The organism is Gallaecimonas aegicerasi, assembly GCF_045291545.1.
Lineage (GTDB): Bacteria > Pseudomonadota > Gammaproteobacteria > Enterobacterales > Gallaecimonadaceae > Gallaecimonas.
The window spans coordinates 2230107-2244375 of the sequence record NZ_CP149514.1; the positions used below are offsets into that span (position 1 = coordinate 2230107).

Below are 14269 nucleotides of genomic sequence, written 5' to 3' on the forward strand. Positions count from 1 at the left end.
TTAACTCCTTGGTAATGGCATGATCTGGCGAAAAGTCAGGCTGATACGCCCCGTTGTAACCCCCTGGCGAGCAGGCAGACTGTGCTGCCATTGCTGCTGTAAGCCCGGCCCCATCACCAGCAGGCTGCCCGCGGGCAAACTGACCGAAAAACGCGCCTGGCCCTGACGGCGACGAAATGCCAGCTCACGACAGGCCCCCAGGCTTATCATGGCAATAACCGGCCCCAGCTCCGGCTCATCATCACTGTGCCAGCCCATTTTATCCTGCCCCTGGCGATACCAGTTCGCCAACACCGAATTAAAGGGGTGGCGCAAAAACATCGACAACTGCGCGGCCCAATCCTGCAATAGTGGGTGCCAGGGCATCGGTTGAAAATCCCTGCCGGCGTAGCCGTAATGGGCATCTTGGTCTCCCATCCATACCTGTCGGCGCGGGATCGGGTGGCTTTTGCCATAGACTGTCAGCTCCGGCTGCTGCCAATGCAACTGCTGCTGTAACAGCTGGTAATAACGGCTGGCACTGGCTTCATCCAATACCGCTGGCCACAACGCCAGCTGGTCAGGGGCAATCTGGCTCTGTACCGACTCGCCCATTGTGGCAAAATGCAGCTTTGCTTGTTGTGGAACCTGCTGCTGACTGTGCTGACTGCTCACCTGCCCTCACTTGATCGTTTTCCCCCGGCCCCGGATTCGCCCCTGCAAGCCTGGGACAGTGCTGATCAGTATCTCCTTCAGAGCCTGCTAGCTAATGCCTTGCAGCCAGACCGGCCGATACTGATTTTTGATGACCGTTTTGGTGCCCTGGCCTGCGCACTGGCGGCACTGCCAGTGACCAGTATCAGTGACTCTTACGTCAGCCACCAGGCGCTGGCACACAACCTTGCCAAGTTGGGCCTACCGGCGGTACAAACCGCCACGCCTCTGGATGACTGGCCGGCACGGCCACAATTGGTATTGATACGCCTGCCCAAGCAGTTGTCGTTGCTGCGTCATTATCTGGCCCGTCTCAAGCCCCTGCTGGCAGCCGACACCATGATACTGGCTGCCGGCCGGGATCGGGATATTCCCGAGCGCGCCGAAAGCCTGCTTGGCCAATACCTGGGACATTGTGAGCGTTTACTGGGCTGGAAAAAAGCCCGGGCATTTCTTTGCCATAGTGATGGCCAACCGGCCCCGGCTCTGCCAGCCCCCCTGTGCTGGCCCTTGGAAGGAAGTCCTTTTACTCTTAGCCACCAGGCTAATGTGTTTTCCCGCCAAAGCCTGGATATCGGCGCCCGGCTGATGCTAGCCAACCTGCCCAGTGGCCGTTTCCAACGGATTATTGATCTGGGCTGTGGCAACGGCGTGCTGGCCCTGATGATGGCCAGCCGTTACCCCGACAGTCAGTACACCTTGGTGGATGAATCCTATCTGGCGGTGGCTTCAGCCAGTCAGAACATGACCAGCAACCTGCCGCAGGTGCACGCCAAGGTGCAGGCTAATAACTGCCTGGACGGTTTTGCCAGCGCCAGTGCCGATTTAGTGCTGTGCAACCCGCCTTTTCATCAGCAACAAGCCGTTACCGACCATATTGCCTGGCAGATGTTTAAAGACAGCCTGCGAGTACTACGCCCGGGCGGCCAGTTATGGATCGTCGGTAACCGCCATCTCGGTTACCATCTGAAACTCAAACGGTTGTTCGGAGGCTGCCAGGTGGTAGCCTCCGATCGTAAATTTGTGGTGCTCAAAGCCATCAAGAGGACATCCCGATGAAAGCACTATGGATAGCGGCCTGCCTGTTCCTGGCAGGCTGTGTCAGCGTTCCCAAGACAGCCTGGTTGGACCCGGATGCTCCTGTCGTTATGCCTGATGCCAGCTTGGTGGCAGTGAACTTCCGCTTTGACGACCAACGCCCCAATAGCGTTGCGCTGCACTATCCGGACGGTAGCCAGGTCAGTACCGACCCGGAATTTCCGTTGCGTCTGCAACAGCGCCTGGCCCAGGGCCTGGAGGCGCGGGGTTATGCCATTTCCAACGATGCCAACGCCCAGCTGACCGTCAGCTTGCAAAGCGTGCAGGCCAATATTGGCCATGGCCTGGTTCGCCACACTAGCGACCTGACCGTGGTGACCAAGGTCATCGCCCGGCGTGGTAACCATACTCTGACCCGCCGTTTTACTACAGCCGGCAAACTAACGGCGCCGCTGAAAGCCGATGCCGGGCGCATAGAGTCGGAAATGAACCGCTTGCTGGAAAAAAATATGCTGGCCATTTTGACCGACTCGCAGTTATCGCGTTTCTTCAATGTCACCACAGGAGAATAAGAATGAAAATTTGGCTTAGCGCCCTCTTATTACTATTTACCGGCCTGACCCAGGCGGCCATGAAAACAGCCGACCTGCAACCTGACAACCTGTTTCCCCGGGTACGTTTTGAAACCAACTACGGCAATTTTGTGGTTGAGCTGGATCGCACCCGTGCGCCTATTACTGTCGACAATTTTTTGCGTTACGCCGTAGATGGGCATTACAACAAAACGCTGTTTCATCGCATCGTCAAAAACTTTGTGGTTCAGGGCGGCGGCTACGACTTTAAATTTAACGAGCGGCCCACCCGCAAAGCCATTGTCAATGAATCTGGTAATGGTCTGCGCAATGAAGTGGGAACCATTGCCATGGCCCGGGAAGATGACCCGCACAGCGCCACCAGCCAGTTTTACTTCAACCTTAAAGACAACAAAAATCTTGACCCAAGCCCTAGACGCTGGGGCTACGCCGTTTTTGGTGAAGTGGTTGACGGTATGGATGTACTGAAAAAAATGGGTAATGTTGCGACCGGAACCGACGCCAATACCGGTTTTGAAAATGTGCCCATCGCCCCGGTGATGCTCAACAAAGTGGTATTACTGCCTCCTATTCAGTGAGCAACAAGCGCCGTCACTGACTGGCGGCGCTATACTGTCGACATGAAAATAGCTTCTGCAACCTATCAGTCGTCGTCTTTGACGGCGTTTTTTGATCAGCATATTCCGGCCCTGATCGATATCAGCCGGCGGCTGCTTGATCAGGCTATCGATGCCCTCAGCCTGGAACAGCAATTACTGGCCATTCTTGAGCACTGGCAATGCCTGGCAGTATCCGATGCCAAAATCGACTCTCCTCGTGAGCAAGCCTTCTGGCAGACCTTTGATCTGCTGAGTCGCTTTCAGCCCCATCGGCTACGCGGCCACTGGGCTATTCGCCAGCAACTGGAAAACTGCCTGGCCTTTTTACAAGAAGGCGGCCCTTTGCCACAACCGCTGAGCGCCCTGCGCCCTTGAGGTTGCCTTTAAAACCAATGCTGGTACCTTGCTAAGCCAGATCTTATTTCCGGCAAGGACTTTGCTGTGCCCCAGCCTCCCTGGTGGTCGCTAATACTCAAGCGCCGCTTTTTTTTGTGTATTCTCACCGGCTTTGCCTCCGGCCTGCCGCTGTTTTTCCTGTTCCAGCTGGTACCGGGCTGGCTGCGTGATCAGCACGTGGATCTGGCCAGCATTGGCTTATTGTCACTGGTGCAGTTTCCCTATACCTGGAAGTTTCTCTGGGCCCCTCTGATGGACCGCTTCGAGCTGCCCTTTTTAGGCTTGCGGCGAGGTTGGCTGTTGCTGACTCAGCTAGGACTGTTGGCCGCTATGGCAACGTTTGCCTTGTGCGATCCGAAACAGGGGCTGGAGCCGATTGTCTGGGTGGCTATTCTGGTGGCAGCCTTTTCCGCCTCACAGGATATTGTTATCGATGCTTTTCGCCGGGAAATTCTCGCCGATAACGAACTGGGGCTGGGTAATGCCATTCACATCAACGCCTACCGGCTGGCGGGGTTGATCCCCGGCTCGCTGTCGTTGATCCTGGCGGACCACCTGCCCTGGTCCACGGTGTTTGTGATCACCGCCGGATTTATGGCTGTGGGCCTGCTGTTGACCCTGATCGCTGATGAGCCAACCCACGAACGCCACCCCAGCACCTGGCAACAAGCCGTAGTGGAACCCTTTCACGAGTTTTTCAGCCGCCATGGCGTGAAAGCAGCGCTGTTGTTATTGGCTTTTATGGTGCTGTACAAGCTTGGCGATAATATGGCTACCGCCCTGCAAACGCCCTTTTATCTGGATATGGGCTATAGCAAATCAGAAATTGGCCTGGTGGCTAAACATGCGGCGCTATGGCCAGCAGTGTTCGGTGGTTTGCTCGGCGGTATCTTGATGCTGAAGATCGGCATCAACCGTTCACTGTGGCTATTTGGCCTGGTGCAGATGGTCAGTATTCTAGGTTATGCCTTGCTGGCCTGGTTACCACTGGAAACGCGCAATCTGTGGTGGCTGGCCTTGGTCGTGGCAACGGAATATCTGGGAGTTGGCCTTGGCGCCGCCGCACTGACGGCCTTTATCGCTCGTGAAGCCAACAAGACTTTTCTGGCCACGCAACTGGCGCTGCTGACAGCCCTGACTGCCGTGCCCAGGGTGCTGGCCAATGCCGCCACTGGTTTTATGGTGGATAGTGTTGGCTGGGTACATTTTTATCTGATTTGTGCGCTGGTCGCTTTACCGGGTATGGCCTTGCTCCCCTGGGTGGCTCCTTGGCAGCGCAAGACTGACTAACGATTCAGCCTTGAGCCAGCACAGGGGCACTAGGTTACAATGACATCGACTCTGTTCAAGGAGAAAGGATGCCGGCGTTGCTGTTGTCCAAACGCACCTATCGACTGTTACTGATCGTCACAGTACTGGCCACAGCCTTTTTGGCGGTTACAAAGGCCCATTACCCACAACCGGGGGGCGACAAGTCGATGCACATTCTGGCCTTTTTTGTACTCAGCCTGCTGACCTACGGCGCCGTGCGGCGGCCGCTGTGGCCACAATGGCTGGCGCTGGCCGGCTATGGAGCAGCTATTGAACTGGTGCAAGAATGGCTGCCTTATCGCGAGTCCAGCATTTATGACTGGCTGGCCGATGTGGTGGGTATCAGCATGGCTTATATGCTGCTGTGGCTGGTGAAGCAATGGCGCCGGTAGGCATCATTGGTGACGGTGCCATTGGCCGGCTGATTGCCAGCCGCCTGCGCTGCCAAGACTGGCCGGTCCTGCTGGCCGGGCGGCAGCACCCGAAAAATACCCCGGTGTGCCTGTGGCTTATCTGCACCAAAAGTTATCAGGTAGCAGAAGCGGTGGCCACGCTGGATACGCAAACGCCGCTGGTGTTACTCAGCAATGGCCTCGGCCCCCATCAGCAACTGGCGTTGCGCCCCAATCCACTGTATCTGGGCACCACCACTTACGGTGCCCGCCGCCAGGGCAGTAACGTCGAACTGACCGGCCGCGGCCATTGTGATTACGGCCACTATGCCGGCCATAGCCGTCACCTGCCCCTGGTGCACACAGTGCTTAATGCCGCATTGCCACCGGCTCGCCAGCATCTGGTGGTGATGCCGGCACTCTTGCGCAAACTGGCCATCAACGCGGTGATTAATCCTTTGACCGCCCGTGACGGCGTTAGCAATGGTGCTTTGCTGGCAGAGCATTATCGTCAGGAGATACAAACCCTCGTCGACCAGATGCAACCGGTGCTCTATGGTCTGGGGCTGCCCGACGATAATGCCACTTTATCTGCCCAGCTTTACCGGGTTGCCGCCAACACCGCGGCCAATCATTCCTCGATGCTGCAAGACATCACTAATGGAAGAAAAACTGAAATTGACAGTATTACCGGTTATCTTTGTCAGCAGGCCCAACAGCAGCATTTGCCGGTACCTGCACACCAGGCACTGCTGGAGATAATCAAGGACCTAGCAAATGAGTGATGTGTGGATCCTCTGCACCCACGGCTGTGAAGCCACCGAAGTGGTTGCGGTAGCTGACTTGCTACGCCGGGCAAACCTTAAATGCCGGTTGGTCAGCATGGAAGACAGTCAAACCCTGCAATGTGCCCGCAAAATTATCATCAAAGCTGATCTCAGTTGGCAGGAAGCCACCACCATGCCCAGAGCCATGGTCTTACCCGGTGGTATGGAAGGCACCGAACGATTACTGGAAAGCAGCGTACTTGATAAGTGGGTAGAGCAACTGCAGGCAGAAGAAGGCTGGCTGGCGGCCAGTGGGGTGGCTCCGGCGCTGATCCTGGCCAGCAAACCCTGGCTGCCGGAACATACCCGCTTAACCAGCCACCCGGGGTTTCACCCACAGTTACCAATAGCCGGGCGACAAGATAATGCCTTGGTGGTCACCGACCATCTGCAGCGGGTGATCAGCAGTCAAGGGCCCGGCACCGGCATGTTGCTGGCGCTGGCCATCATAGAGGTACTGGCGGGCGACGAAATGGCGCAGCGTATCGCCGCGCCACTGGTGCTGACTTAACGGGGTCGATACACCCGTACATTGTTAAAGCCCTGCTCCTGCAGATATAAAGCCTGCAGCTGGCTCATAACGCCGCGTTGGCAATACAGGTAGTAGGTTTGCTGAGGAGGTAATTCGGCAAATACCGTCGCCAATTTATAAAAAGGCACAGCTTTCACTTCATGGCCGGCCACCACCAGTGGCGCCTGTTCCTGCTCTTCCGGCGGGCGAATATCCAGCACCACCGCGCCAGTGGCTACGGCCTGCTCAGTGGCCACTTCCTGCACCTGCTCGGCAGCCTGATGGGCGATGTCACGGATATCCATCACCACGGCGTTGGCAAGGGCTTCGTCCAGCACCGCCATGTCAAACTGGGCTTCGCTGGCTTCGACCTTGGCCAGATCGGCACGAACATTGGGGTTCTTGGAAATCACCCCACAAAACTCCGGCATGCTCTCGGCTATTTCGAAGGTGCCAATGCGTTTGGCGGTATCAACAATCTCTTGCTTGTCCATGAAGATCAGCGGCCGCAACACCAGCTTTTCGCTGGCCTTGTCAATCACCGCCAGATTCGTCAGTGTCTGGCTGGACACCTGCCCAACAGCTTCTCCTGTCACTAGCGCCTGGATTTTCATCCGTTCGGCAACCTGACTGGCGGCCCGTACCATCATCCGCTTCAACACCACGCCCATCAGGCCATCGTCGATCTTTTCCAGGATCTCGCCAACCACCTGCTCAAACGGCACAGTGATGAACTTGACGCGGTGAGAAGCCCCAAAACGCTCCCAAAGTTGGTAGGCCATCTGTTTGGTGCCCATCTCATGGGAGCGGCCACCCAGGTTGAAAAAACAGTAATGGGTGCGAGAGCCACGACGAATGGCGTGGTAAGAGGCCACACCGGAGTCAAAACCACCGGAGATAAGGCTGAGCAAATCTTCCTGGGTCTTGATAGGAAAGCCACCCAAACCCTCATGGCGCTGCTGCACCAGATAGCAGTAGTCACCGTCAATCTCGATGTTGAGAGTAAGGTCGGGGTTTTTCAGCCGCACACCGGCGGTGTCATTGTGCTGATTCAGGCCACCACCGACGTAGCGTTCCACTTCAATTGAGCTGAAATCGTGCTTGCCGTGGCGCTTAACCCGCACACAAAAGGTTTTGCCGGTAAGCTCTGCGCCCCAATTTTGCTGCGCCACCTCATAGATGTCGTGCAGGTTCTCGAAGGGGTATTGCGCCACTTCCAGAACGTGGGCGACCCCTGGGGTGCTGCGCAGTTTGTCAATTACCGCCAGGCGATCAAGGTGGTCTGGCGCCCGCACTTCCAGCTTATCCCAGAAGCGGTCCACTTTAATGTCGTCACCCACCCTGCGCAGCGCCACCCGCACATTGGATTCGAGCAGCTTGATAAAGCGCAGCCGCACTGACTTACTTTTGATGGTGATTTCCGGGTGGAGCTTGAGGATGAACTTCACGGTAAAACCCTGGCTGGTGGCAAAGCGAGCGGATTATACCGGGCCAGTCCGTTCACTGCACCCGCAGCGCTGATTTTTATCAGCGCTGGCGCTGTGGCGCCGGGCCGGCGGCATCGATTTCGTCAGTCACCTTCGCTTTGCCCTGATTGATGGCAATTTCCACGCGGCGGTTTTTAGCGCGGTTGGCTGCCGAAGTATTCGGCACCAGCGGTTTAGTGTCAGCAAAACCACGCACGACTAATCGGTCAGGGTCCAGTCCCTGTACCTTAAGTAACTCATGGGTAACAGCCAACGCCCGCTGCACCGACAGATCCCAGTTAGAGCTGTACAGTTCCGAGTTGACTTTCAGATCGTCGGTATGTCCGGATACGGTGATTTCTCCCGGTACTGTTTTTAGCAACTCGCCCACTTCCCGGATAATGGGGCGAAAACGTGGCTGCAAGAACGCCGAACCAGAAGGAAAAGAACCTTTTTCACGGATCCGAATGATGATCTGCTGGCCCAATGCTTCCAGCTCAATAGAGCCATCGCGGATCTCTGCGTTCAGGGCTTTGGCCATTTTACGGGCCAAGTCATTCATCTGCTGCTGTGATTCAGCGCTGGTTTTTTTAGCTCCCTGACTAGACGCCTCACCACTTTGATTGTCCCGGTTCTGACTCTTGCCGCCAGCATAGCGGCTTTCCCCTTTTTGAAACTCCAGACTTTGCTGAGTCATTTCCATGGTTTGTTGCTGCACCGTTTCGATCGGTGTCGGCTCAGGCTTACCAGGACTGAACTCCTGCGCAATAACGGAAGTACCTTTAGGGATGTCTTTGACTTCAATGCGGTTTTGTACACCAAAGGCAAATTTCATGGAGCCGGCGATCTGCTTGAACTTCAGTACGTCCATTTCCGAGAACGATAACAGCAGTACAAAGAAACACATCAGCAGCGACATCAAATCAGCAAAAGTCCCCATCCAGGGTGGTAACCCCGGCGGTGGACATTTGCACTTCTGCTGCTCGTCACTCATGGCTTATTCATCCGTGGTGGCGATCTGACGTTTGGATTCCGCCAGATAATTTTTCAGCATGTTTTCAATCACCCTTGGGTTCAAGCCGGCCTGAATGGCCAGTACCGCGTCCATGATCAAGCGGCGGTTGAGCATTTCTTCTTCCATCCGCAAGGTCAGTTTGTCAGCAATAGGAATAGCCACCATGTTGGCTAACACGGCACCATAAAGGGTTGTCAGCAAGGCCACCGCCATCGCCGGGCCGATAGACTTGGGGTCATCCATGTTTTTCAACATGGCGACCAGGCCAATCAGCGTACCGATCATCCCCATGGCCGGGGCCACATCGGCAGTGGCTTTGAAAATGCCGATACCACGCTCATGGCGCTCGACGGTTTCGGCAATGTCTTTTGACAGGTTACTGCGCACCACATCTTCATCATGGCCATCGACCAGCAAGTCGATGCCCTTTTGCATGAAGCTGTTGGTAATTTCCGCCTCTTCCAGTGCCAAAAAGCCGCCTTTGCGGGCCGCATCAGCCATTTCCACCGCCTTCTCGATCAGTTCCTCTGGCTTTTCCAGCTTGAACATGAAGGCTTTCATGGCAATTTTGGTGGCACCAAAAAACTGCCCCATGTTGTACTTCATCAGTACCACACACATGGAGCCTGCAACGACGATGAGTACCGATGGTACGTCCATAAAGGCGCTGATGGAGCCGCCCATAACCATCGCCATGACGATAAAGGCAAAAGCGCCCACAATCCCGATGAGTGTTGCCAGATCCAAGGGGCATCTCTCCTTAAACTTTTAAGCGTCACGTATTAGGGTATAGCCTGACGCCGCTAATTTTTGCTGTTGCGGGCGAGAAGAGCAAGGTTGATATTTGCGTTTGTAACCGCTTGGCAGTACTTTGTGCGCCCAATCCTTCATCGACCTCACAGGCACAGACTTAAGGATAACTCATGGCAAAAAAGCAGCCGGAAAACATGACGTTTGAACAGAGCCTGGGTGAACTCGAACAGGTAGTGCAGCTGCTCGAACAGGGCGAGCTGAGCCTGGACGAGGCGCTCAAGCAATTTGAACGTGGCGTTGCCTTGAGTCGTGCCAGCGAGCAGAAACTACAGGCCGCTGAGCAGAAAGTCCAGGTACTGCTGGCTGACGGCAATATCCTGGCGCCTTTTGAAGGCGACAGCGAATGACTCTGACAGCTGTATCCGCTCATTATCGCCAGCATATCGATCAGCATTTACAGAACGTGCTGGCAGCACTGCCCAATGAAGCGGCACCACTGCACGGCGCCATGCACCATGCCTTGCTGCTTGGCGGCAAACGCATTCGCCCCTTTCTGGTCTATGCCACTGGCCAGATGCTGGGACTGAGCATGACCGCGCTGGATCCGCTGGCTACCGCAGTCGAATGCATTCATGCCTATTCGCTGGTTCATGACGATTTGCCGGCCATGGACGATGACGAATTACGCCGCGGCCAGCCAACGGTGCACGTCGCTTTTGATGAAGCCACTGCCGTACTGGCAGGCGATGCCTTACAGACACTGGCGTTTGCCCAGTTAGCCATGGTCGAAACCGACCGCGCCGATTGTTTGCGCCAGTTACTGGCCCTGCTCAGCGAGGCGGCAGGTTTACCGGGTATGGTCGGCGGCCAGGCTCTGGACATGGCGGCCACAGGGCACCAGACCGATTTACCCGCCCTGGAGCGTATTCACCGCCTGAAAACCGGCGCCTTGATCCGCGCCAGCGTACTGTTACCCGCCATACTGGCGGATGTGGATGCCACGCAGCAACAGGCACTCAGTACCTTTGCCACCGCCCTGGGGCTGGCTTTTCAGGTACAAGACGACATTCTGGATGTGGTCTCCGACACCGATACCCTCGGCAAAACGCAGGGCAAGGATGCACGTGACAGTAAAGCCACTTATCCTGCCTTGCTGGGCCTTGACGGTGCCAAAGACAAAGCTGAACAACTGGTCGAACAAGCGCTGTTGTGTCTGGCGACATTACCCTACAATAGCGACATCCTGGCCGAACTCGCCCGTTTCGTGGTTACCCGCGAGCAGTAACAAGCCGACACAATATAATGAGCACAGAACAACATTACCCGCTGTTAAACGGCATTAACTCCCCCGAGGCGCTACGTAAGCTGCCTCAGGAGAAACTGCCCCAGGTTGCTGACGAGCTGCGTCGCTGCCTGCTCGACTCGGTCAGCCAGTCCTCTGGGCACCTGGCCTCAGGCCTGGGTACCGTTGAGCTGACCGTGGCCCTGCATTATGTCTATCAGACCCCCTTTGACCGCCTGATCTGGGACGTTGGCCACCAGGCCTACCCGCACAAGATCCTGACCGGCCGACGCGAGCAGATGCACAGCATTCGCCAAAAAGGCGGCTTGCACCCCTTTCCATGGCGTGAGGAAAGCCCCTATGACGTTTTGTCCGTAGGCCACTCATCCACGTCCATTTCTGCTGGTTTGTCCATGGCCATCGCCGCCGAGCGTGAAGCCAAAGGCCGGAAAGTGGTTTCCGTGATTGGCGACGGTGCCATGACCGCCGGTATGGTCTTTGAGGCCATGAACCACGCCGGTGACCTGGATACCGACATGGTGGTGGTACTGAACGACAATGAGATGTCGATTTCAGAGAATGTCGGGGCACTGAACAAGCACCTGGCACGGCTGCTGTCCGGCAGCCTCTATACCTCGTTCAGAGAAGGCGGCAAGAAAGTGTTGTCTGGCCTGCCCCCGATCAAGGAGCTGGCTCGCAAAGCCGAAGAACACCTCAAAGGCATGGTGGTTCCAGGCACACTGTTTGAAGAGCTGGGCTTTAACTACATTGGCCCGATTGACGGCCATGACGTACTGGCGCTGGTCGATTGCCTGCGCAATATGCGCAACCTCAAAGGGCCGCAATTACTGCACGTCATGACCAAAAAAGGCAAAGGTTATGCACCGGCCGAAAAAGATCCTATCGGTTATCACGGGGTACCCAAGTTTGACCCTGCCCAAGCCAGCCTGCCCAAAGCCAAAGCAGCCAGCCCCAGCTATTCTGCTATTTTCGGCGACTGGTTGTGCGACATGGCCAAGCAGGATAACAAGCTGATGGCCATCACCCCGGCCATGCGCGAAGGCTCGGGCATGGTGCGCTTTTCGCAAGAATTTCCGGAGCAATACTTTGATGTTGCCATTGCAGAGCAGCATGCCGTGACTTTTGCCGCCGGTTTTGCCATAGAAGGGCTCAAACCGGTTGTCGCTATCTACTCAAGCTTTTTACAACGGGCCTACGATCAGCTGATCCACGATGTCGCGCTGATGAACCTGCCGGTGCTGTTTGCCATTGATAGGGCCGGCATTGTCGGCGCTGATGGCCCGACCCATCAGGGCGCCTTTGACTTGAGCTATCTGCGCTGCGTGCCCAACATGGTAGTGATGACGCCAGCAGATGAGAACCAATGCCGGCAGATGCTCTATACCGGCTACCAGCTCAACCAACCCGCGGCAGTGCGCTACCCTCGCGGCAGTGGTATTGGTGCCGAGATTGATGACACCATGACGGCGCTGCCAGTGGGTAAAGGAGAGCAGATCAGGCATGGTAAAGGCGTTGCCATTCTCGCGTTCGGAACCCTGCTTCATGAAGCCATCAGCGCAGCTGAAGCACTCGACGCCAGTGTCTGTGACATGCGTTTTGTAAAACCCCTTGATGAGGCACTGATCAAAACCATGGCCGAGCAGCATCAGTTGCTGGTGACGCTGGAAGAAAACGTCATTGCTGGTGGTGCTGGTTCCGCTGTCAGTGAATGGCTCAATAGCGCCGGCATAACGGTCCCGCTACTGCATTTGGGGCTGCCGGACGAGTTCATCAAACACGGTAGTCAGCAGGAGATCCTGGCCGAGCTGGGACTCGACAGCGCCGGTATTGAGGCGGCCATCAGAGCCCGCCTTGGGCAATAAGAAAAACGCCGCTGTTGCGGCGTTTTTTATGCCAGGCCGTAGCGCAAGGCCTGCAAGCAGGCAAACGCCATCAGGCCGGCCAGCACATCATCAAACATAATGCCAAAGCCACCATGCAGGTGCTTATCACACCAACTGATAGGCCAGGGCTTGAGTACATCAAAAAAGCGGAAGAACAGGAAGCCTAAGGCCAGCCAAAGCGGCGTCATCGGTAATAAAAAGCAGCTGATCAGCATGCCGGCCACTTCATCCCACACGATCGCCCCATGGTCATGGACGCCCATGTCACGGCTGGCTCTGGCACAAATATAGACACCGGCATAGACCGCCAGCATCGTCACCAGTAAATAGCCCAGCCACGGTAACTGCCCGGCCAGCCAGACTACCGGTAACGCCGCCAGACTGCCCATGGTACCGGGAGCCTTCGGGCTCAAACCACTACCAAAACCCAGGGCCAGAAAATGCCAGGGATTGCTCAGGCGCAGCCGCTTGCGCGGATCGCCATCAGCACCACTGATGTTCATAACCGCGCACATTCAGCTCCACCGGCTGACCATGATTGAGATAAGTGATGCCCTCACCGCCACGCAGTTGGCCAATACAGCAATGACGCACGCCACTGTGGGCCAGCGCCGTATCCAATGCGCCACGTTGCGCTTCTGGCACGGTAAAGGCCAGCTCGTAGTCATCACCGGCGGCAAGGGCATAATGCCAGGCCGTTTCCAAAGCAACCGTGCCCAGCAGAGCAGGACTCAGTGGCAGCTTGTCGAGAAAGACATTGGCGCCACAGCCGCTGGCGTCGAGGATATGTTGCAGATCTGAAGCCAGACCATCAGAAAGGTCAATGGCACTGGACGCCAGTGGCCGTAAAGCCTGCCCGGCGGCCAGCCGTGGCGTTGGATAAAAATGCCGGCTAATCAGGTACTCCCGGTGATCGGCACTGGCCTGTTCACGGCCTTGTAAAATGGCCAACCCCAGCCCGGCGTCACCCAATGAACCGGTCACATAAAGCCAGTCGCCGGGTTTACCGCCACTTCGCAGCAGCGCCTTACCAGCCGGTATTTTGCCCTGTGCGGTAATGGTCACCGCCAGGGGGCCACGGGTGGTATCACCGCCAATCAGGCTGACCCCATAATATTCGCAAACTTCCATTACACCGTCGGCAAAAGCCTGCAGCCATGGCTCGTTTGCTTCCGGCAAGGTGAGCGCTAGCGACAGCCAGGCCTGATCAGCGCCCATGGCCGCCAAATCTGACAAATTCACGGCAACAGCCTTATGACCCACCGCGCGCGGGTCGGTATCAGCAAGGAAGTGAACGCCACTGACCAGTGTGTCAGTGGTAACGGCCAGTTCGCTATTTTCATCCAGGCGAACCAAGGCACAATCATCGCCCACACCCAGCAGCACATCTTTACGCTGGTGGCCACGGTGCTTGAAGTACTGGTCAATGAGTGCAAATTCTTGCTTTGCCATCAGTAAAAAGCCAGCATCAAAGCTGGCCCTCCGTTGC

The 14269-nt window shown here is 56.3% G+C and carries 17 protein-coding genes; 11 read left to right on the forward strand and 6 right to left on the reverse strand.

The window, feature by feature from the left end; translation table 11 throughout:
* A complete protein-coding gene (locus tag WDB70_RS10950) occupies positions 1-654 on the reverse strand; it encodes an alpha-ketoglutarate-dependent dioxygenase AlkB family protein (protein ID WP_406664255.1) in 654 nt (217 codons plus the stop codon).
* Between WDB70_RS10950 and WDB70_RS10955 the strand changes: the two genes are divergently transcribed.
* The 8 genes from WDB70_RS10955 to WDB70_RS10990 all read left to right on the forward strand — a co-directional run bounded on the left by WDB70_RS10955 (position 616) and on the right by WDB70_RS10990 (position 6360).
* Positions 616-1752 carry a methyltransferase gene (locus tag WDB70_RS10955; RefSeq protein WP_406664257.1) on the forward strand — a complete coding sequence of 379 codons (1137 nt, stop codon included), beginning with the start codon at positions 616-618 and terminating at the stop codon, positions 1750-1752. The genes WDB70_RS10950 and WDB70_RS10955 overlap by 39 nt on opposite strands.
* Positions 1749-2303 (forward strand): YajG family lipoprotein, encoded by a 555-nt coding sequence (locus WDB70_RS10960; protein WP_406664259.1) that lies wholly within the window; start codon positions 1749-1751, stop codon positions 2301-2303. Before WDB70_RS10955 ends, WDB70_RS10960 begins: the two co-directional genes overlap by 4 nt.
* Before the next feature lie 2 nt (positions 2304-2305).
* Positions 2306-2902: a peptidylprolyl isomerase gene (locus WDB70_RS10965; RefSeq protein ID WP_406664261.1), complete on the forward strand. Its 597-nt coding sequence runs from the start codon at positions 2306-2308 to the stop codon at positions 2900-2902.
* A gap of 42 nt (positions 2903-2944) precedes the next feature.
* Complete coding sequence (locus WDB70_RS10970) at positions 2945-3298, forward strand: hypothetical protein (protein ID WP_406664263.1); 354 nt, start codon at positions 2945-2947, stop codon at positions 3296-3298.
* 66 nt (positions 3299-3364) lie between these two features.
* On the forward strand, positions 3365-4609 hold the full coding sequence (locus WDB70_RS10975) for an AmpG family muropeptide MFS transporter (RefSeq protein ID WP_406664265.1): 1245 nt from the start codon (positions 3365-3367) through the stop codon (positions 4607-4609).
* A 68-nt stretch (positions 4610-4677) separates the two neighbouring features.
* On the forward strand, positions 4678-5022 hold the full coding sequence (locus WDB70_RS10980) for a VanZ family protein (protein ID WP_406664267.1): 345 nt from the start codon (positions 4678-4680) through the stop codon (positions 5020-5022).
* Positions 5010-5807 carry a ketopantoate reductase family protein gene (locus tag WDB70_RS10985; RefSeq protein WP_406664269.1) on the forward strand — a complete coding sequence of 266 codons (798 nt, stop codon included), beginning with the start codon at positions 5010-5012 and terminating at the stop codon, positions 5805-5807. Before WDB70_RS10980 ends, WDB70_RS10985 begins: the two co-directional genes overlap by 13 nt.
* A complete protein-coding gene (locus WDB70_RS10990) occupies positions 5800-6360 on the forward strand; it encodes a DJ-1/PfpI family protein (protein WP_406664271.1) in 561 nt (186 codons plus the stop codon). Before WDB70_RS10985 ends, WDB70_RS10990 begins: the two co-directional genes overlap by 8 nt.
* Here the strand turns inward: WDB70_RS10990 and thiI are convergent.
* The 3 genes from thiI to pomA form a co-directional block, all read right to left on the reverse strand.
* Positions 6357-7808 carry a tRNA uracil 4-sulfurtransferase ThiI gene (gene thiI / locus WDB70_RS10995; RefSeq protein WP_406664273.1) on the reverse strand — a complete coding sequence of 484 codons (1452 nt, stop codon included), beginning with the start codon at positions 7806-7808 and terminating at the stop codon, positions 6357-6359. The two genes, WDB70_RS10990 and thiI, sit on opposite strands and share 4 nt — an antisense overlap.
* A gap of 79 nt (positions 7809-7887) precedes the next feature.
* The gene (locus tag WDB70_RS11000) at positions 7888-8820 is read right to left on the reverse strand and encodes a flagellar motor protein MotB (protein ID WP_406664275.1); all 933 of its coding nucleotides are present in this window, start codon (positions 8818-8820) and stop codon (positions 7888-7890) included.
* Positions 8821-8823: 3 nt separating this feature from the next.
* The gene (pomA, locus tag WDB70_RS11005) at positions 8824-9588 is read right to left on the reverse strand and encodes a flagellar motor protein PomA (RefSeq protein ID WP_406664277.1); all 765 of its coding nucleotides are present in this window, start codon (positions 9586-9588) and stop codon (positions 8824-8826) included.
* A 176-nt stretch (positions 9589-9764) separates the two neighbouring features.
* Here pomA and WDB70_RS11010 point away from each other — a divergent pair, with 176 nt between their 5' ends.
* From WDB70_RS11010 to dxs, 3 genes are read left to right on the forward strand one after another with little or no spacing between them, the layout of a single operon-like run.
* Positions 9765-10001 (forward strand): exodeoxyribonuclease VII small subunit, encoded by a 237-nt coding sequence (locus tag WDB70_RS11010; protein WP_406664279.1) that lies wholly within the window; start codon positions 9765-9767, stop codon positions 9999-10001.
* Complete coding sequence (ispA, locus tag WDB70_RS11015; RefSeq protein ID WP_406664281.1) at positions 9998-10879, forward strand: (2E,6E)-farnesyl diphosphate synthase; 882 nt, start codon at positions 9998-10000, stop codon at positions 10877-10879. Before WDB70_RS11010 ends, ispA begins: the two co-directional genes overlap by 4 nt.
* 17 nt (positions 10880-10896) lie before the next feature.
* Positions 10897-12759 (forward strand): 1-deoxy-D-xylulose-5-phosphate synthase, encoded by a 1863-nt coding sequence (gene dxs / locus WDB70_RS11020; RefSeq protein WP_406664283.1) that lies wholly within the window; start codon positions 10897-10899, stop codon positions 12757-12759.
* Positions 12760-12785: 26 nt separating this feature from the next.
* Here dxs and WDB70_RS11025 read toward each other — a convergent pair whose 3' ends face one another.
* Positions 12786-13295, reverse strand: a complete 510-nt coding sequence (locus tag WDB70_RS11025) for a phosphatidylglycerophosphatase A (protein WP_406664285.1) — start codon at positions 13293-13295, stop codon at positions 12786-12788.
* On the reverse strand, positions 13264-14232 hold the full coding sequence (thiL, locus tag WDB70_RS11030; RefSeq protein WP_406664287.1) for a thiamine-phosphate kinase: 969 nt from the start codon (positions 14230-14232) through the stop codon (positions 13264-13266). The genes WDB70_RS11025 and thiL overlap by 32 nt, the downstream gene beginning before the upstream one ends.
* Positions 14233-14269: the final 37 nt, after the last annotated feature.

Coding starts and splice junctions, on each gene's coding strand:
- WDB70_RS10960 (WP_406664259.1), top strand. CDS start 1,749: ATGAAAGCACTATGGATAGCGGCCTGCCTGTTCCTGGCAGGCTGTGTC.
- WDB70_RS11010 (WP_406664279.1), top strand. CDS start 9,765: ATGGCAAAAAAGCAGCCGGAAAACATGACGTTTGAACAGAGCCTGGGT.
- ispA (WP_406664281.1), top strand. CDS start 9,998: ATGACTCTGACAGCTGTATCCGCTCATTATCGCCAGCATATCGATCAG.
- WDB70_RS10970 (WP_406664263.1), top strand. CDS start 2,945: ATGAAAATAGCTTCTGCAACCTATCAGTCGTCGTCTTTGACGGCGTTT.
- thiL (WP_406664287.1), bottom strand. CDS start 14,232: ATGGCAAAGCAAGAATTTGCACTCATTGACCAGTACTTCAAGCACCGT.
- WDB70_RS11000 (WP_406664275.1), bottom strand. CDS start 8,820: ATGAGTGACGAGCAGCAGAAGTGCAAATGTCCACCGCCGGGGTTACCA.
- WDB70_RS10990 (WP_406664271.1), top strand. CDS start 5,800: ATGAGTGATGTGTGGATCCTCTGCACCCACGGCTGTGAAGCCACCGAA.
- WDB70_RS10965 (WP_406664261.1), top strand. CDS start 2,306: ATGAAAATTTGGCTTAGCGCCCTCTTATTACTATTTACCGGCCTGACC.
- dxs (WP_406664283.1), top strand. CDS start 10,897: ATGAGCACAGAACAACATTACCCGCTGTTAAACGGCATTAACTCCCCC.
- WDB70_RS10985 (WP_406664269.1), top strand. CDS start 5,010: ATGGCGCCGGTAGGCATCATTGGTGACGGTGCCATTGGCCGGCTGATT.
- WDB70_RS11025 (WP_406664285.1), bottom strand. CDS start 13,295: ATGTGCGCGGTTATGAACATCAGTGGTGCTGATGGCGATCCGCGCAAG.
- WDB70_RS10980 (WP_406664267.1), top strand. CDS start 4,678: ATGCCGGCGTTGCTGTTGTCCAAACGCACCTATCGACTGTTACTGATC.